Source organism: Kitasatospora sp. NEAU-69, assembly GCF_057158765.1.
Window position 1 is genome coordinate 82,452 of record NZ_JBWXUE010000011.1, and the last position, 16,569, is coordinate 99,020.

Here is a 16,569-nt window from a genome sequence, read left to right on the forward strand (position 1 = left end):
CTTTCAGCAATCGGCCTCTCAACCGCCGAGAAGGTGGTTTGTTGTGTTGCCTCCGAACGGGGCCGCCCCCGCCGCGGACCCGCGCAGAGCGGGTCCGCGGCGGGGACCGGGATGGTGGCCTGGCGGCGGTCGGTGTCCATGGCCTTATTCTCCCTCGTCAGGCTCAGGCGCCGGTGGACCGGGCCGGTTGCTGGGCGGGCACCGACGCGTCCGCAGGGCGGCCGTCCGCCGGGGCGGCGCCGCCGGCACCGGCACCGGGAGCGCCGGGGGCGCCGGGGGCGGCGATCTTGCCGGGCAGGAAGAACCAGGCCAGCAGCGCACCGGCCAGCGTCACGCAAGCCGACAGTCCGGCGACCACGTGCATCGCGTGGATGAACGACTCGTACGCCGGCTGCACCAGCGCCGCGCCCTTCGGGCCGGCCTGGCCCGCGATGGCCAGGGTCGACTCCAGCGACTCGCCGGCCTTCTCGCCCAGGCCGTTCGGCAGCGCGGACAGCTTGTCGTGCATCCCGTTGCGGTAGACGGTCGAGAGCACCGCGCCGAGCACCGCGACCCCGAGCGAGCCGCCGACCTGGCGGAAGGTGTTGTTGATCGCCGAGCCCGCGCCGGCCTTCTCACGCGGCAGCGAACCCATGATCGCGACCGTGACCGGCGGCATCACGTGGGCCATGCCGGCGCCCATCACGAAGCCGATCACCTCCAGCACGATGATCGGGGTGTGCTGGCCGAGCAGCAGGTAGCCGGCGAAGGCGAGCGCGATCAGCAGCATGCCGCCGGCGCAGGTCGCCCGCACACCCAGCTTGTCCACCACGAGCCGGGCCCGCGGCGCGAAGAGCATCTGCGCCACGGCGAGCGGCAGCATCAGCGCGCCCGCGGCCAGCGCGCTGTAGCCGCGCACGCCCTGGGTGTAGAAGACGCCGAAGAACGAGACGCCCATCAGCGCGAAGAAGACCAGGCCGATCACCGAGACCGAGGTGGCGAAGACCTTGCTGCGGAACCAGGTGACGTCCAGCGCCGGGTGGCTGACCCGCTTCTCGTAGACCACGAACGCGGCCAGCGAGAGCACGCCGATCAGCACCGGCACCCAGGCCTCGGCGCTGCTGAAGTCGGCCAGCTCGCCGCCCTTGATGATGCCGTAGATGAGTGCGACCAGGCCGACGATCGAGAGCAGCACGCCAACGGGGTCGAGCTTGCCGGGCTTGGGATCCTTCGAGTCCGGGACCAGCAGGAACATCGCCACCAGCGCGACGGCCACGATCGGCACGTTGATCAGGAAGACCGAGCCCCACCAGAAGTGCTCGATCAGCAGGCCACCGGTGATCGGGCCGATCGCGATCGCCAGGCCGACCGCGCCGGCCCAGATGCCGATCGCCTTCGGCTGCTCGTGCCGCTCGAAGACGTTCATGATGATCGCCAGCGTCGCGGGCATCACGAACGCGCCGCCCAGGCCCATCACGGCCCGGAAGGTGATCAGCTGGCCGGGGCTGGACGCCAGCGCGGAGAGCAGCGAGCCGATGCCGAACACCACCATGCCGCCGAGCAGCGCCTTCTTGCGCCCGAACCGGTCGCCGAGCAGGCCGGAGGTGAAGAGCAGCCCGGCGAAGACCAGCGTGTAGGAGTTGATCGCCCACTCGAGGTCGCTCTGGGTGGCGCCGAGGCCGACCGGCGCCGGGGTCGCGATCGTCTTCATCGCGACGTTCAGGATCGAGTTGTCGAGGACGACGACGAGCAACGCCAGGATCAGCGTGCCGAGTATCGCCCAGCGGCGGCGGTGGATGGCTTCCGGCACGCGTGGCGCGGCGCCGGCGACTGCTGTGGTCATGCGAGTGTCCCCGTCCGTACAGAGGTGAGCTTCGTGCTGGCGGGAGCCCTCTAACGAGACGGAGTCGTCTCGTAACCCCCTCGGATCAATGTACCCCTTTTTTCGATACGAGACGTACTCGTATTTCGGCCCTCGGCCGACTGCGTGCACTCCAGCCATGCGTGCACTCCAGCCATGCGTGCACTCCAGCCAATCGTGTGCACCCCAGGCACATCCGCCCCCGACCCTTTGCGCCGCGTTCAGGCCGTGCAAGCATGGAGGCAATCCGGGGACGCCGTACGGCGCCACGAGACCACAACCCATCGGGAGCCTGTTCCATGAACGCTTCTCCGCTTTCGCCTGCCCAGACGCCAGCCGTGGCGCCGACCGGCGGGCGTTCCCTCTACGGCGGTGTCACCAACCGCCGTGTCACCGTCCGCGACCTGGCCGCGGCCAAGCAGCGCGGAGAGCGGTGGGCCATGCTCACCGCCTACGACGCCCTGACCGCCGGCACCTTCGACGAGGCCGGCATCCCGGTCCTGCTGGTCGGCGACTCGGCCGGCAACTGTGCGCTCGGGTACGAGACCACGGTGCCGGTGACCATGGACGAGATGGTCATGCTCTCCGCCGCGGTGGTGCGCGGCACCAAGCGCGCGATGGTCGTCGCCGACCTGCCGTTCGGCTCGTACCAGGAGTCCCCGGCCCAGGCGATGCGCAACGCGGCGCGGCTGATGAAGGAGGCCGGCGTCGGCGCGGTCAAGCTGGAGGGTGGCGAGCGCAGCGCCCGCACCATCGAGCTGCTGGTCGAGGCGGGTGTGCCGGTGATGGCGCACGTCGGCCTGACCCCGCAGTCGGTGCACGCGCTCGGCGGCTACCCGGTGCAGGGCCGCGGCGACGAGGCGGCGCACAAGCTGCAGCGCGACGCCAAGGCGGTGCAGCAGGCCGGCGCGTTCGCGGTGGTCCTGGAGGCGGTGCCGGCCGAGCTTGCCGCCCAGGTCACCGAGACGCTGACCGTGCCGACGGTGGGCATCGGGGCCGGGGTCGGCTGCGACGCCCAGGTGCTGGTCTGGACCGACATGGCCGGCATGTCCGCCGGCCGGGTGCCGAGCTTCGTCAAGCAGTACGCCAACCTGCGCAGCGTGCTCGGCGACGCGGCCCGCGAGTTCGCCGCCGAGGTGCGCGGCGGCAGCTTCCCGGCGCCGGAGCACACGTTCCACTGACGCAGGGATCCGAAGAACGGGCCGTCACCCCACCGGGTGGCGGCCCGTTCTCCGTGCCCCCGCTCGTGCGCTCCGATGGCGGTGACTGCGGGGCCGACAGCGGGCTGACAGTGGTGTGACAGCGGCGGTGGCCGCCCGACCGCGGCATGGCAGTGGGCCGACAGCGGCGGCGGACAACCTGGAGGCATGACAACGCAGATCGACACCGCCCCGACCGACCAGGGGCACCTCAGCGCAGTACCGGCCCACGCGGCACCGGCCCACAGGGCACCGGCCGGCGCCGGATCGGGCGCAGCGCCGGGCAGCCGGGCGGCGGCCATCGAAGTCCGCGGCATCGTCAAGCACTTCGGCACCACGAAGGCACTGGACGGCGTGGACCTGACGGTCCGCGAGGGCACCGTGCTCGGCGTGCTCGGCCCGAACGGCGCCGGCAAGACCACGCTGATCCGGGTGCTCTCCACGCTGATCAAGCCGGACGCCGGCACCGCCGTGGTCGGCGGCTACGACGTGGTGCGCCAGCCCCGGCAGCTGCGCCGCACGATCGGCCTGACCGGGCAGTACGCCTCGGTCGACGAGCTGCTCTCCGGCTACGAGAACCTCTACCTGATCGGCCGGCTGCTCGACCTCTCCCGCCGGGACGCCAAGGCCCGCGCGACCGAGCTGCTGGAGCGCTTCTCGCTCACCGAGGCCGCCAAGCGCGAGGCCAAGACCTACTCCGGCGGCATGCGCCGCCGGCTCGACCTGGCGGCGAGCATGATCGGCAACCCCCGGGTGCTCTACCTGGACGAGCCGACCACCGGCCTGGACCCGCGCACCCGCGGCGAGGTCTGGGACGAGGTGCAGCGGATGGTCGCCGAGGGCACCACCGTGCTGCTCACCACGCAGTACATGGAGGAGGCCGAGCAGCTGGCCTCCGACCTGACCGTGATCGACCGCGGCCGGGTGATCGCGAACGGCTCGGTCGAGGGCCTGAAGAACCAGGTCGGCGACCGGACGCTGCGGGTCCGGCCGACCCACCCGGGCGACCTGCCGCTGATGGCCCGCTGCCTGGCCGAGGCCGGCCTGCTGCCCGCCTCGATCGCGGCGCTGCCGGCCGACGCGGCGCTCGCCGCCGTCGCCACCGGGGACGGCCTGCTGAGCGTGCCGATCGGCAGCGAGGAGCAGCTGACCGCCGTGATCGGCATGCTCGGCGCCCGCGGCTTCGGCATCGCGGCCATCGACACCAAGTTGCCCAGCCTGGACGAGGTCTTCCTCGCCATCACCGGCAAGCCCGGCACCGCCGACACCACCAGCACCGAGCCCGCGACCGCGACCGCGACCGCCGAGGAGACCCAGCGATGAGCACCCTGACCGCCCCCGCACCCCCTGCCGCCCCGGCACCGGCCGCCACCGCCGCCGCCACCCGCCTCGCCGAGGACCGCCGGATCAGCCTGCGCGGCCACCTGCGCCACATCGGCGCACTGACCCGACGCAACCTGATGCGGATCAAGGCCGACCCGGAGTCGATGTTCGACGCCGTCCTGATGCCGATCATCTTCACGCTGCTCTTCGTCTACGTCTTCGGCGGCGCCGTCTCCGGCAACCAGCAGACCTACAAGCAGTACCTGATCCCCGGTCTGCTCGGCACCACCGGCATGAACCTCGCGATGGCGGTCGGCACCGGGCTGAACACCGACTTCAAGACCGGTGTGATGGACCGGTTCCGGACGCTGCCGATCGGCCGCTCCTCGGTGCTGATCGGCAAGCTGATGGCCGAGGCGTTCCGCTCGCTGGTCTCCTTCACCGTGCTGATCACCTTCGCGCTGATCCTCGGACTGCAGCTGAAGACCGGGCCGCTGGGCGTGCTCGGTGCGGTCGGGCTCTCCCTGCTCTTCGGCATGTCGCTGGTGTGGGTGTCGATGCTGCTGGGCCTGATGATGCGCAGTGCCCAGGCCGTCCAGGGCGTGACCATGCTGGTGCTGATGCCGCTGCAGTTCGGCAGCTCGATCTTCGCGCCGACCGGGACCATGCCGGGCTGGCTGCGCGCCTTCACCAAGTACAACCCGCTCTCCAGCCTGGCCGACGCCTGCCGCAGCCTGATCAACGGCGGGCCGCTGACCCACTCGGTGACCACGGTGCTGATCTGGTCGATCGGCCTGACGGCGGTGACGGCGCCGCTCGCGGTCGCCAAGTTCCGCAAGAAGGCCTGATCGAACGGGACGCGACGGTGCGTCAGTTCATCGCCGCGAGATGTTCCAGCAGGGCCGTGGTCTCCTCCACCGGGAGACCGCGGCCCTCGTCGCAGAGCAGCTCGAACTCGGCCCGGCCGAGCAGCTCGACCATCGTCTCCTCCCGCCTGGCCCGCTGCCAGCGCTCCAGGAACGAGCCCCGCAGGCCCAACCGCCCGCCGTACGAGCCGAACAGCCGGGCGCAGCCACGTGCGAGCTCGATGTCCCGGTCGTGCTCGGCGCGCAGCACCAGGATGCCGACCGCGACCGGGAGCATCAGCAGCCTGACGTGCTGGGCGAAGACCACGGCCGCCGGCGGGGTCTGGCCGAGCGAGCGCAGGCCGGCCCGCAGCAGCACCATCGCCTCGTCCAGCTCCCCGCAGTGGGCCAGCACCAGGCCCTCCGAGTACTGGACCATGCCGTCGAAGATCCCCGGCACGACCGTGCCGAGCTTCGCCTGCGCGATCCGCAGCAGCACCAGCTCCTGGCGCGCCGCGTCGTACTCGCCGCGCTGGACGTGCAGACCGCTCAGCAGCATGTGACCGAACATCACCGTCCCCTCGGCGTGCTGGCCGCTCTCCCCGGCGAGTTCGAGGCCCTGCCGGACCAGCCGCTCACCCTCCGCCTCGTCGCTCTCCATCAGCGCCTCGCCGAGCCGCACCTGGAGCATCGGGATCTCCTGCGGGGCACCGAGTTCCAGCGCGAGCTCGATCGCCCTGCGGTACGCGGCGACCGCGGCCGCCGCGTCGCCGGAGTTGCCGGCCGTCTCCGCCTGCGCCGCGAGCGCTTCGGACATGCCCCAGATGTGGCCGAGGCGCTCGTATATGGCCATCGCCTCGTCGCCGTCGCGACGGGCCTGCTCCAGGCTGTCGTACCGGTCGTTCAGCATCTTGGCCCGCAGTTGCAGCGACCAGGCCAGCTCGCTCTGCCTGCCGAACCGCCGGCAGCCGTCCACCGCCTGGTCCAGCAGGCCGAGCAGCGCGTCCGCCTCACCGGTCAGGAAGCTCGCGAAGATCCGCAGCAGCGGCGGGTAGGAGTACGCCTGCGGCAGGTCGGGGGTGTACGCGGCGAGGATCCGCGGGGCCCGAGCCAGCAGCTCGGGGTCGCCGATCACGTCCATGGTGCCCTCGAAGGTGGAGACCAGCTGGTAGATCCAGGCATGCCGACGGGCCTCCGCGAGCATCGCCGGCGGCCACGGCAACGGGTGCTGCAGCGGGCCGAGTTCGAGCGGCTCGGGCGGCGGGGCACCGGGGGCGAACGGGTCACCGGCCAGCGCGCAGACCTCCCCGATCCACTGCCGGGCCTCGGCGCGGTAGTCGCGCAGCAGCCAGAACCAGTGCATGCCGAGCACCAGCAGCAGCGCCTCCTGCTCGGCACCGGCGTCCAGCGCCCGGCGCGTGGCGGCCCGGATGTTGTCCTGCTCGTGCTCCAGCACGCCGAGCCACTCGACCTGCTCGGGCCCCTCCAGATGCCGGTCTACCTGCTGCACCAGGTCGCGGAAGCACGCCAGGTGACGGTCCAGCACCTGCGGCTCACCGGCCTCGGCGAGCCGCTCGGCGGCGTACTCGTGGATCGTCTCCAGCAGCCAGTAGCGCGGCGGGCCCTGCCGGTTGAGGCCGGCCACCACGAGCGACTTGTCGACCAGCGAGAAGAGCAGCTCGGCGACCTGCTCCGGGCGGACCGACTCGCCGTCGGCGCAGACCCGTTCGGCGTCCTCCAGGGTGCAGCCGCCGGCGAACGCGGAGAGCCGGCGCAGCACCGCCCGCTCGCGCTGGCCCAGCAGCTCCCAGCTCCAGTCGACCACCGCGCGCAGCGTCTGCTGCCGGGGCAGCAGCGTCCGGCTGCCGCCGGTGAGCAGCGCGAAGCGGCTGTCCAGCCGGTCGGCGAGCTGCCGGGGCGTCATGCTGCGCAGCCGGGCGGCGGCCAGTTCGATCGCCAGCGGCAGGCCGTCCAGCCGCCGGCAGACCTCGGCGCAGGCCGCCGGGTCCTGCTCCGGGTCGAAGCCGGGCCGGGCCGCCGCGCCGCGCTCGGCGAGCAGCCGGACGGCTATCGGGTCGGGCAGCGGCTCGACCGGCAGCAGCACCTCGCCGGGCACGCCGAGCGGCTCGCGACTGGTCGCCAGCACGGTCAGCCCCGGGCACTCGGCGAGCAGCTGGTCGGCCAGCTCGGCTGCGGCGGTGATCAGGTGCTCGCAGTTGTCCAGCACCAGCAGCATCCGGGAGCGGCCGCAGTGCTCGACGATCCGCCGGGTCGGATCGTCCACCCGGGTGGCTTCGGACATCGTGTGGAGCAGCTTGGTGCCGCGCAGGCCGAGCGCCGAGAGCACCGCGCCGGGGACGGCGGACGGGCTGTCCAGCGGCGCGAGCTCGGCCTGCCAGACGCCGTCCGGCCAGGCCGTGGCGGCCTGCGCGGAGCGGCCCGCCTCGACCGAGAGGCGGGTCTTGCCGGAGCCGCCGGGGCCGATCAGCGTGACCAGGCGGGCGGTGCCGAGCAGGCCGGCGAGCGTGTCGAGGTCCTGTTCGCGGCCGACGAAGCTGGTCAGCCGGGGGCGCAGGTTGCCGCGCGGGGCAGGGTCGGCGGCGCTGGGCGCGACGGGCGCGGGGGTGAGAGCGACGGCGGCGGTGGGCACGGGCGCGGGGGCAGGCAAGGCGGCCAGTGCCGGGCCGTCGGCGGCCGCGAGCAGTTCGCCGTGCAGTGCGCGCAGCTCCGCGCCCGGGTCGGCGCCGAGCCGGTCGGCGAGCGTGCGGCGCAGCTCCTCGTAGCGCTCCAGCGCCTCGGCGGTGCGCCCGGCCCGGTGCAGCGCGCGCAGGCGCAGCACGTGCAGCGGCTCGTCCAGCGGGTGGTCGGCGCAGAGCCCGGCGAGCTCGGCCAGCAGTTCGGCGGCCCGGCCGAGCTCCAGGTCGGCGGCGATCCGCTGCAGCCGCACCTCGGCCCGCTGCGCCTCCAGCCGCACCGCGCTGCCCGCCCGGTCGGGCAGGTCGGCCAGCGCAGGGCCGCGCCAGAGCGCGAGCGCCGCGTGCAGCTCGTCGGCGGCCGTCCGCGCGTCGCCAGCCGCGAGGGCCGCGCGGCCGCGCTCGGCCAGCTGCTGGAACCGGCCCAGGTCGGTGTCGCTGCCGGTCAGCCAGTAGCCACCGGGCCCCGAGCCGACCTCGTCCCGGCCGATGGTGCGCCGCAGCCGTCCGACCAGTGTCTGCAGCGCGGCGCTGGAGTCCTGCGGCGTCTCCGCGTCCCAGACCTCGTCCACCAGCAGCTCGGGCGGCACCGGGCGGCCCTGCCGCAGCACCAGTGCCGCGAGCAGCGCGCGCAGTCTGGCACCGCCGAGTGGCACGGGGGTGCCGTCGTTGTGATGGACCGTGGTGGTGCCGAGGATGCCATAGTGCACCCGACCATTCTGCGGCCTGCGCCGGGCGGCCCCGAGCGCGCGCCCCGGCCGGTGCGGGACGGGCCGCCGGACGAGCCGCCGGCCGGGCCGCGGAACGAGCCGCCGGCCGTGGACGTTCACCCGGCGTCGCTTGTCCGCGGCGCATCCCGCCCGGCATGATCGGACCCCAGCGCTCCCCCGTCCATCCCCCGTCCATCGGAGACCCGCCGCAATGAGCTTTGCCGACACGCGCCGCCCGAACAGCGAGGAGCGCCGGATCAGCCCGGTGTTCTGGGTGCTGCTGGCGATACTGGGCACCTCGGGATGGGCGGTGTGGACCGGTTACGGGACGTCCGGTTTCGGCGTCTTCCTCTTCGTGGTCGCGGGCTGGATGGTCTCGCTCTGCCTGCACGAGTACGCGCACGCCCGCACCGCGCTGCACGGCGGCGACATCACGGTCGGCGGCAAGGGCTACCTGACGCTCAACCCGTTCAAGTACACGAACGCGCTCTTCAGCTTCGTCCTGCCGGTGATCTTCGTGGTGCTCGGCGGCATCGGCCTGCCCGGCGGCGCGGTCTTCATCGAGCGGCACCGGATCCAGGGCCGGCTGAAGCACAGCCTGATCTCGGCCGCCGGACCGCTGGTCAACCTGCTCTTCGCGGCGGTGCTGCTGATCCCGGTCGGTGCGGGCTGGCTGGACAACCTGCCGGGCACCACCCAGATCGGATCGTTCGAGGTGAGCACGTTCCCGGCCGCGCTGGCCTTCCTGGGCCTGCTCCAGGTGAGCGCCGCGCTGCTCAACCTGCTCCCGATCCCCGGGCTGGACGGCTACGGGATCATCGAGCCCTGGCTGTCGCTGAAGACCCGGCGCGCGGTGGAGCCGTTCCGGCCGTACGGGATGCTCGCCGTCTTCGTGATCTTCTGGCAGTCCCAGGTCAACCAGTACTTCTTCGACCTGGTGCACTCGATCATGAACGGCTTCGGGGTCCAGGACGGCTACTCGGCGCTCGGGCAGTACCTGTTCCGCTTCTGGGACCACTGAGCCGCCGCTGGGCCGCCGGCTCGGGTCAGCCGTTCTCGGCGGCCTGGGCCAGCCGCTCCTTGCGCAGGTAGTACCAGGCGATGTTGCTGGACACGCCGGCCATCAGCACCCAGATCACCCCGAGCCAGTTGCCCTCGACGAAGGAGACCACCGCGGCGCAGACCGCGAGGACGAAGACGATCGAGGCGTACAGGGCGTTGCGGGGCATGGTGGCCGGCTCCAGGGGTCGGGACGGGTGAATCGGCCCCCATTCTCGCCGAAGGCCCGGGTCCCCCCGCAGTCGGGTGGACCCGGGCCTTGCGTGTCGTCACGCGGCGCCATCGGCCGTCACGTTGTGCAATGGTGCGTCACGCTGCGGGCGGGCCCGCCGGGCCGGCCGTCACACGTCGGTGATCCGCAGGCCGGCGTGCGCCTTGTACCGGCGGTTGACCGAGATCAGGTTGGCGACCAGCGACTCGACCTGGTGCGCGTTGCGCAGCCGGCCCGCGAAGATGCCGCGCATCCCCGGGATCCGCTCGGCCAGCGCCTGCACCGTTTCGGCGGCGGCGCGCTCGTCGCCGAGCACCATCACGTCGGTGTCGATGCTCTCGATCGCCGGGTCCTGCAGCAGCACGGCGGACAGGTGGTGGAAGGCCGCGGTGACCCGGGAGTCCGGCAGCAGCGCGGCGGCCTGCTGAGCGGCGCTGCCCTCGGCCGGCTTCAGCGCGTACGCGCCCTGCTTGTCGAAGCCCAGCGGGTTGACGCAGTCCACGACGATCTTGCCGACCAGCTCCTCGCGCAGCGCGGTGAGCGTCTCGCCGTGGCCGTCCCAGGGCACCGCGACGATCACGATGTCACTCTCCCGGGCGGTTTCGGCGTTGTCGGCGCCGCGCACGCCGAGTCCGAGTTCGGCGGCGGTCGCGGCCGCCCGCTCGGCGTTGCGCGAGCCGATGATCACCTGCTGCCCGGCCTTGGCCAGCCGGTAGGCGAGGCCGCGGCCCTGGTCGCCGGTGCCGCCGAGCACGCCGACCACCAGCTGGGAGACGTCGGGCAGGGTCTGCACTGCCGGTGTGGTCGCTGATTCGAGGGAAGTCATGCCCGAGATCCTGCCAAACCCCGGTGCCCGGCTCCATCCTGGGCCGCATGGACGCGATGAGAGTTTCCGCACTGCGCGAGGCGCTGGCCGGTTCGAGCGCCTCGGGCGTCCCGGCCGGCGCCGGACTGCTCGACGCCACCCGGGCGTTCGCCGGCGCGCTGCGCGGCGCCGTCACCCGTCGCTCGGCGCGCGGCCTGCTGCTGGTCGGTTCGGCTGGCTACGAGCCGTGGCACCTGGCCGCGCACCTGGACGAGGAGGCCCGCTGGTCGCGGCTGCCGCAGCTCTCCCCCGCGCTGATCCGGCATCAGCCGGTGCCCGGCGTACCGGCCCGCCCCGATCAGGACATGCAACGACTGACTGCCGTCGGCCGGGGCGAGACCGTCCTGGTGGTCACGCCGGTGGCGGTCGAGCCGGAGCTGCTGGAGCGGCTGCGCGGTGCCCGGCGCGCCGGTGCCACGCTGCTCACGCTGGCGACCGGCGACCGGGAGCTGGCCGAGCTGGCGCACGAGAGCCTCACCGTGGATCTCGCGGCGGGCGCCGAGCCCGGCCCCGGCGAGCCGGGCTTCGAGCTGGTCCAGCACCTGGTCAGCGCGGCGGCCGCGGAGCAACGGCGGGCCCGCTCGCGGTGCGGCGAGTCACGCTGGAGCCGGCTGCTCCGGCAGCTCACGGCGGAGCCGGTACAGCGCTGGTGACAGCGCGTCAGACCGCCGTGCCGCCGTGCCGCCGTGCCATCCTGCACCGGCTATCCGGCGGCCGGGCCGTCATCGTCCCCGGCCGGACGGTCGTGCCAGCGCGGGTCGTTCTGCCACTCGTCGTTGCGCTCGCGGGCCGTCTCCAGGGCGCGGCCGGCCTCCTCGCGGGTGGCGTACGGGCCGAGCCGGTCCTTCGCCGGGCACTCGGGGCCCTCCTCCACCTTGCCGTGCTTGAGGCAGTAGTACCACTCGCCCGGCTTGCCGAGCGTGTTCTTCTTGAACAGCGCCATGACGTCCTCCTGCTGCAACCGCCGCGACCGCCGCGACCGGCGGTTCGTCCCGGTGCTGATCTTTCCCGGTCGCACCTTCGTACACACAACCGGGAGCCCGGGGCCGGGCGATAGAATCGCGGCCATGGCTCACCTGGTACCCGGCACCCAGTCCCCCGTCCGCAAGGTCCCGGCGCACATCGCGCGGCCGGAGTACGTCGGCAAGCCGGCCCCGACGCCGTACACCGGGCCCGAGGTGCAAAGCGCGGAGACCGTCGAGAAGATGCGGATCGCCGGCCGGATCGCCGCCCAGGCGATGGAGGCCGCCGCGAAGCTGATCGCACCGGGCGTGACGACCGACGCGCTGGACGCGGTCGCGCACGAGTACATGTGCGACCACGGCGCCTACCCGTCCGACCTCGGCTACCGGGGCTTCCCGAAGTCGATCTGCACCTCGATCAACGAGGTGATCTGCCACGGCATCCCGGACTCGACGGTGCTGCAGGACGGCGACATCGTCAACATCGACGCGACCGCGTTCATCCACGGCGTGCACGGCGACCTGAACGCGACGTACCTGTGCGGCGACGTGGACGAGGAGTCCCGGCTGCTGGTCGAGCGGACCCGGGAGTCACTCAACCGGGCGATCAAGGCGGTCAAGCCGGGCCGCCAGGTGAACGTGATCGGCCGGGTGATCGAGTCCTACGCCAAGCGCTTCGACTACGGCGTCGTGCGCGACTTCACCGGGCACGGGATCAACACCTCGTTCCACTCCGGCCTGATCATTCCGCACTACGACAGTGAGCGGGCCACCGAGGTGATCAAGCCCGGCATGACCTTCACCATCGAGCCGATGCTGACGCTGGGCACCTACGACTACGAGATCTGGGCGGACGGCTGGACGGTCGTCACGAAGGACCGCAAGCGCACCGCGCAGTTCGAGCACACGCTGCTGGTCACGGCGGACGGCGCGGAGATCCTCACGCTGCCGTAAGCCGCTGCGGCATGGCACGACGGCCCGGTCGGCCCAGCCGACCGGGCCGTGCCATGCCGATCAGCCGATCAGCCACTGCTCCTCGGCGACCGCACCGACCTCGGTGCAGGCGTCGGTGAGCACGTCCAGCACCCGCAGCGGGTCCGGCAGCGGCTGCTCGGGCCCGCGCAGCCAGCGCACCTCGGAGCCGTCCGGCAGCGCGGCGGGCGGCAGCAGCGTGTACGAGCCGCGGCAGTGCCAGCGCAGGCCCGGGTGCTCGGACATGGTGTCCGGGTCGGTGTCCAGCGCGCTGGACCACCACTCGTCCTCGTCCTCGGGCGTGCCGCGGGAGGTGGTGAAGAAGAGGTAGCGCTCCTCGCCGACGGCGGCGACCGGGCCTTCCACCCCCTGCTCGGTCAGCCGCGCGAGCGCCAGCCGGCCGGCCTCGGCGGGCACGTCCAGGACGTCGTGGGCCCGGCCGGTCGCCGTGATGAAGTTCGCCTGCGGGTCCCGGGCGAGCCAGCGGGCGAGCTGCTCGGCGTCGATGGTGGCCTGGGACTGCCAGGCGAAGGAGACCGGGTGCTGCGCGGGCGCCGGACAGCCGACCCGGTCACAGGAACAGCGATGGCCCGCCGGGTGCGCGGCCGGGGCGAGTGGGAAGCCCGCCCGGACGGCGGCGAGCAGCAGGTCGAGCCGGACCGCGGGGGAGCTCGCGCCGCCCGGCGCATCGCCGGTGCGCTGACCACCCAACCGCTGCCACCACGCCGTCCACCTGCTGCTGCTGGCTTCCATCGGGCCCCTTCCGCACCTGCTGTGGCTGGTTGTCACAGCGTTCGACGTAACAACCGACGCAACGCCGGGCACCGCCCGCTGCTTCCCGGGGCGCCTGGTCGTTCGCCGGGTGGCCGGTCCCGGAGTAACGGGTGGCCGACGCCGCTGGTCCGCGGTACGGAGTCCGGGTCCGCGACTCTCCCGGCTCGCTCTGCCGCGCTAGGGCGTACAGAGCAGGATAAGGGAGCAGCGGGCTCTTCCGGACCGGGGGGTTCGGCGGGGGTTCGGCCGGGACGCCGTAAGGCCGGGATGCCGTGATGGCGTTTGGGCCGGAGCGCGCGAGGTGCGAAGCTGGGCGGATGAGGAGCAGCAGCTGATGCGCAGCGCAGACACACCGTTCGTCGGCGGGCCGCTGGACGGCCGGATGATGCCGATCATGGTGAGCCTGTTCAACGCCGTGCCGAAGACCTACCGCGTGCCGGTCCCCGCGTACGGGGACGAGCCGGCCCGGACGCTGGTGTACGTCCGGGCCAAGGAGTACGACGCCAAGGGGCGGATGCGCTGGCGGTACGAGTACCAGCAGCCCACCGAGGACCGGCAGCCCGAGGCGTAGCCCCCTCCCCCCGCCTGTCCGACTCCCAGCCGCTCACGCCTCTTCGGCGAGGATCAGGTACAGCTTCTTCTTCGCCTCGGTGAGGACCGCCAGGCCCTTGGTCCGCTGCTCCTCGGTACCGGTCGCCATCACCTGGCGCACCGCGTGGTCCACCGAGGCCAGCGCCTGACCGACCTCCTGGACCGCCTCCCAGTCCACCCCCTGACCGGCCTCCCGCCAGGGCTCCGCCTGTCCGGCCTCGGCCTCGCTGCGCCCGCTCGCGGTGAGCGTGAACAGCCGCTTGCCGCCCGTCTCCTGAGCCTCGATCAGACCCTCCTCCTCCAGCAGCTGGAGGGTCGGGTAGACCGAGCCCGGGCTGGGACGCCAGGCACCCGAGGTCCGCTCACCGATCTCGGTGATCATCTCGTAGCCGTGCATCGGCCGCTCCCTGAGCAGCGCCAGCAGCGAGGCACGGACGTCCCCGCGCCGGGCCCGGCCACCGTGGCCACGGCCGCGCCCCCGGCCACCGTGCCCGCCGAACGGCCCCCGGAACGGCCCGAGCCCGCCGAACGGCCCACCCCCGAACGGCCCGCCCGGCCCCCCGCCCGGCCCGAACGCGGGACGGCCCTCGTTGAACTCGCCCACCGGGAACTCGCCACCGGGGAATCCGCCCGGCCCACGCCGACGGCCGCGGTCATGACGGCCATATGACTTTTCCGTACGCATGATGCGCACCTCCACTCTCTGTTCGAGACAGGCTCACGATCGGTTCGCGAGCGGTTGTCGTACTGTCTCGATGCTTCGACGATATATCGCTAACTATCGCTCGTCAACGGTTTACCGATACAGCGCGTCGGGCGGGCCGCTGATCCGATGACCTTCCTCCAGGCTCTTCTCGGGCCCGGTGCCGGAGAGTAAGAATGCGGGCATGCGCACTCGGGGGGATGCACAGCCGCGCCTGGGGGCGTTCGCAGCCGGGCCGGTCGGGGGGATCGCGGCCGCTGCCGCGGCGTTGCTGATCGCACTGTCGGGCCGCTACGGCTTTCACCGCGACGAGCTGTACTTCCTGCTCGCCGGTCGCCACCTCGCCTGGGGCTATCCGGACCAGCCGCCGCTCACCCCGCTGCTGGCCCGGCTCGGGGCGGAGCTGTTCGGCGCCACCCCGACCGGGGTACGGATCCTGCCCGCGCTGCTCGCCGCGGCCTCGATCACGCTCACCGCGCTGATCGCCCGTGAGCTGGGCGCCGGACGGGCCGGGCAGGTACTCGCGGCAGGAGCCGCGGCTTGCTCGGGATACGTGCTGGGCAACGGCCACCTGCTCTCCACCGCGACCTTCGACCTGACCGCCTGGCTGACGGTCATTCTGTTGACGCTCCGCCTGTCGCGCACCGGCGAACTCCGCTGGTGGCCGCTGCTCGGTGTGGCGGCCGGGATCGCGCTGCTGAACAAGCTGCTGGTGCTCGGGCTGCTCGCGGCGCTGGCGGCGGGCGCTCTGACGGCCAGGCCGCGCGGCCTTCTCGTGCCCCGACCCCGCACCCTGCTCGGACCGCTGTTCGCGCTGCTTGCCGCGCTCCCGTTCGCGCTGCCCGTCCTCGGGTGGCAGGCCACGCACGGCTGGCCCGAGCTGACGGTCGCCCACGGGATCAGCGCCGCCGGCGGAGCGGGCGGGCGGCTGCTGGTCGTCCCGATGCAGGCACTCCAGCTCTCCCCGCTGCTGGCGCCCCTGTGGCTGACCGGGCTGAGCCGGCTGCTGCGCCGGCCGGAGCTGCGCTGGGCCCGACCGGTCGCGGTGGCCTGGGTGGTGCTCTGCCTGCTGGTGATGGCGGGCGGCGGCAAGGCCTACTACCCGAGTCCGCTGCTGTACGCGCTCACTGCGGCCGGCTGCGAACCGTACGCCCACTGGGCCCGCGACCACCGCGCCAAGCTGGCCGCCGGGCTGCTCGCGACCCTGCTCACCAGCGCGCTGGCCGCCCTGCCGGTGCTGCCGGCCTCGGCACTGGCCGTGCCGATGAAGGTCGACCCCGACATCGGCGAGGAGGTCGGCTGGCCGGAGCTCGCACACGCCACCGCCACCGGCTGGGCGGCCATCCCCACCGAGCAGCGGGCCACCGCCGTGCTGCTGACCGCGAACTACGGCGAGGCCGGAGCCCTCGCGCAGTACGGGCCCGCCCTCGGCCTGCCATCCCCGTACTCCGGCCACATGGGCCTGTACGCCTGGGGCCCGCCACCGGCGACCGCCACGGGGCCGGTGCTGCTCGTCCACCCGGCGGGCTACACCGACCTGGAGGACCACTTCACCGCCTGCCGCACGGTCGCGCGCGTCGACAACGGACACGGCACGGCGAACATGGAGCAGCACGCGGCCGTCGCGCTCTGCGCGGGACCGGACCGCCCGTGGGCGGCCCTGTGGCCACTACTGCGCCGGTACTGATCAGCTCACCCGGGCACGCAGCCGCCGCACCCCCAGCCACCGCACCGCTCAACACCCGCCGCCGACCGCCTTCCGCTTCGGTGGCAAGCGATCAAGGTTCGATGTCAGAGGACACCCGTGGTCTGGTTCGCCGGT

Annotated in this window: 15 protein-coding genes; 8 read left to right on the plus strand and 7 right to left on the minus strand. The window is 73.0% G+C overall.

Annotated features, from left to right (window positions below):
- Window positions 1–163: 163 nt before the first annotated feature.
- Window positions 164–1,822: an MFS transporter gene (locus AC060L_RS14980; protein WP_483799214.1), complete on the minus strand. Its 1,659-nt coding sequence runs from the start codon at window positions 1,820–1,822 to the stop codon at window positions 164–166.
- Between the two features lie 317 nt (window positions 1,823–2,139).
- Between AC060L_RS14980 and panB the strand changes: the two genes are divergently transcribed.
- From panB to AC060L_RS14995, 3 genes are all read left to right on the plus strand, one after another.
- The gene (gene panB / locus AC060L_RS14985; protein WP_483799215.1) at window positions 2,140–3,021 is read left to right on the plus strand and encodes a 3-methyl-2-oxobutanoate hydroxymethyltransferase; all 882 of its coding nucleotides are present in this window, start codon (window positions 2,140–2,142) and stop codon (window positions 3,019–3,021) included.
- A 186-nt stretch (window positions 3,022–3,207) separates the two neighbouring features.
- Window positions 3,208–4,362 (plus strand): ATP-binding cassette domain-containing protein, encoded by a 1,155-nt coding sequence (locus AC060L_RS14990; protein ID WP_483799216.1) that lies wholly within the window; start codon window positions 3,208–3,210, stop codon window positions 4,360–4,362.
- Window positions 4,359–5,210 (plus strand): ABC transporter permease, encoded by an 852-nt coding sequence (locus tag AC060L_RS14995; RefSeq protein WP_483799217.1) that lies wholly within the window; start codon window positions 4,359–4,361, stop codon window positions 5,208–5,210. The genes AC060L_RS14990 and AC060L_RS14995 overlap by 4 nt, the downstream gene beginning before the upstream one ends.
- A 22-nt stretch (window positions 5,211–5,232) precedes the next feature.
- Here AC060L_RS14995 and AC060L_RS15000 read toward each other — a convergent pair whose 3' ends face one another.
- The gene (locus tag AC060L_RS15000; protein WP_483799218.1) at window positions 5,233–8,610 is read right to left on the minus strand and encodes an AfsR/SARP family transcriptional regulator; all 3,378 of its coding nucleotides are present in this window, start codon (window positions 8,608–8,610) and stop codon (window positions 5,233–5,235) included.
- A 211-nt stretch (window positions 8,611–8,821) separates the two neighbouring features.
- On the opposite strand from AC060L_RS15000, the gene AC060L_RS15005 reads away from it, so the two are divergent.
- Window positions 8,822–9,631: a site-2 protease family protein gene (locus tag AC060L_RS15005; RefSeq protein WP_483799219.1), complete on the plus strand. Its 810-nt coding sequence runs from the start codon at window positions 8,822–8,824 to the stop codon at window positions 9,629–9,631.
- Between the two features lie 25 nt (window positions 9,632–9,656).
- On the opposite strand, the gene AC060L_RS15010 is transcribed toward AC060L_RS15005, so the two are convergent.
- Both AC060L_RS15010 and npdG read right to left on the minus strand, forming a co-directional pair.
- Window positions 9,657–9,839 (minus strand): hypothetical protein, encoded by a 183-nt coding sequence (locus tag AC060L_RS15010; protein ID WP_483799220.1) that lies wholly within the window; start codon window positions 9,837–9,839, stop codon window positions 9,657–9,659.
- A 171-nt stretch (window positions 9,840–10,010) separates the two neighbouring features.
- Window positions 10,011–10,706, minus strand: coding sequence for an NADPH-dependent F420 reductase (gene npdG / locus AC060L_RS15015; protein WP_483799221.1), 696 nt, complete (start codon window positions 10,704–10,706; stop codon window positions 10,011–10,013).
- A 47-nt stretch (window positions 10,707–10,753) separates the two neighbouring features.
- Here npdG and AC060L_RS15020 point away from each other — a divergent pair, with 47 nt between their 5' ends.
- Window positions 10,754–11,398, plus strand: a complete 645-nt coding sequence (locus AC060L_RS15020) for a hypothetical protein (RefSeq protein ID WP_483799222.1) — start codon at window positions 10,754–10,756, stop codon at window positions 11,396–11,398.
- Between the two features lie 50 nt (window positions 11,399–11,448).
- On the opposite strand, the gene AC060L_RS15025 is transcribed toward AC060L_RS15020, so the two are convergent.
- Window positions 11,449–11,688, minus strand: coding sequence for a hypothetical protein (locus AC060L_RS15025; RefSeq protein ID WP_483799223.1), 240 nt, complete (start codon window positions 11,686–11,688; stop codon window positions 11,449–11,451).
- 124 nt (window positions 11,689–11,812) lie between these two features.
- On the opposite strand from AC060L_RS15025, the gene map reads away from it, so the two are divergent.
- Window positions 11,813–12,661, plus strand: coding sequence for a type I methionyl aminopeptidase (gene map, locus AC060L_RS15030; protein WP_483799224.1), 849 nt, complete (start codon window positions 11,813–11,815; stop codon window positions 12,659–12,661).
- A gap of 60 nt (window positions 12,662–12,721) precedes the next feature.
- Here the strand turns inward: map and AC060L_RS15035 are convergent, their stop codons facing one another.
- Complete coding sequence (locus AC060L_RS15035; RefSeq protein ID WP_483799225.1) at window positions 12,722–13,432, minus strand: bifunctional DNA primase/polymerase; 711 nt, start codon at window positions 13,430–13,432, stop codon at window positions 12,722–12,724.
- A 355-nt stretch (window positions 13,433–13,787) separates the two neighbouring features.
- Between AC060L_RS15035 and AC060L_RS15040 the strand changes: the two genes are divergently transcribed.
- Entirely contained in the window at window positions 13,788–14,024 is a 237-nt protein-coding gene (locus AC060L_RS15040) for a hypothetical protein (RefSeq protein ID WP_483799226.1), read from the plus strand.
- Window positions 14,025–14,057: 33 nt separating this feature from the next.
- Here AC060L_RS15040 and AC060L_RS15045 read toward each other — a convergent pair whose 3' ends face one another.
- The gene (locus AC060L_RS15045) at window positions 14,058–14,729 is read right to left on the minus strand and encodes a PadR family transcriptional regulator (RefSeq protein WP_483799227.1); all 672 of its coding nucleotides are present in this window, start codon (window positions 14,727–14,729) and stop codon (window positions 14,058–14,060) included.
- Between the two features lie 202 nt (window positions 14,730–14,931).
- Here AC060L_RS15045 and AC060L_RS15050 point away from each other — a divergent pair, with 202 nt between their 5' ends.
- The gene (locus tag AC060L_RS15050) at window positions 14,932–16,434 is read left to right on the plus strand and encodes an ArnT family glycosyltransferase (RefSeq protein ID WP_483799228.1); all 1,503 of its coding nucleotides are present in this window, start codon (window positions 14,932–14,934) and stop codon (window positions 16,432–16,434) included.
- The last annotated feature ends 135 nt before the right edge of the window (window positions 16,435–16,569 follow it).

What these genes read in the sequence shown, in the direction of transcription:
- AC060L_RS15025 (WP_483799223.1), bottom strand. Translation starts at nt 11,688, where the DNA reads ATGGCGCTGTTCAAGAAGAACACGCTCGGCAAGCCGGGCGAGTGGTAC.
- AC060L_RS14995 (WP_483799217.1), top strand. Translation starts at nt 4,359, where the DNA reads ATGAGCACCCTGACCGCCCCCGCACCCCCTGCCGCCCCGGCACCGGCC.
- AC060L_RS15035 (WP_483799225.1), bottom strand. Translation starts at nt 13,432, where the DNA reads ATGGAAGCCAGCAGCAGCAGGTGGACGGCGTGGTGGCAGCGGTTGGGT.
- AC060L_RS15005 (WP_483799219.1), top strand. Translation starts at nt 8,822, where the DNA reads ATGAGCTTTGCCGACACGCGCCGCCCGAACAGCGAGGAGCGCCGGATC.
- AC060L_RS14980 (WP_483799214.1), bottom strand. Translation starts at nt 1,822, where the DNA reads ATGACCACAGCAGTCGCCGGCGCCGCGCCACGCGTGCCGGAAGCCATC.
- AC060L_RS15040 (WP_483799226.1), top strand. Translation starts at nt 13,788, where the DNA reads ATGCGCAGCGCAGACACACCGTTCGTCGGCGGGCCGCTGGACGGCCGG.
- AC060L_RS15020 (WP_483799222.1), top strand. Translation starts at nt 10,754, where the DNA reads ATGGACGCGATGAGAGTTTCCGCACTGCGCGAGGCGCTGGCCGGTTCG.
- AC060L_RS15010 (WP_483799220.1), bottom strand. Translation starts at nt 9,839, where the DNA reads ATGCCCCGCAACGCCCTGTACGCCTCGATCGTCTTCGTCCTCGCGGTC.
- AC060L_RS14990 (WP_483799216.1), top strand. Translation starts at nt 3,208, where the DNA reads ATGACAACGCAGATCGACACCGCCCCGACCGACCAGGGGCACCTCAGC.
- AC060L_RS15045 (WP_483799227.1), bottom strand. Translation starts at nt 14,729, where the DNA reads ATGCGTACGGAAAAGTCATATGGCCGTCATGACCGCGGCCGTCGGCGT.
- npdG (WP_483799221.1), bottom strand. Translation starts at nt 10,706, where the DNA reads ATGACTTCCCTCGAATCAGCGACCACACCGGCAGTGCAGACCCTGCCC.
- map (WP_483799224.1), top strand. Translation starts at nt 11,813, where the DNA reads ATGGCTCACCTGGTACCCGGCACCCAGTCCCCCGTCCGCAAGGTCCCG.
- AC060L_RS15050 (WP_483799228.1), top strand. Translation starts at nt 14,932, where the DNA reads ATGCGCACTCGGGGGGATGCACAGCCGCGCCTGGGGGCGTTCGCAGCC.
- panB (WP_483799215.1), top strand. Translation starts at nt 2,140, where the DNA reads ATGAACGCTTCTCCGCTTTCGCCTGCCCAGACGCCAGCCGTGGCGCCG.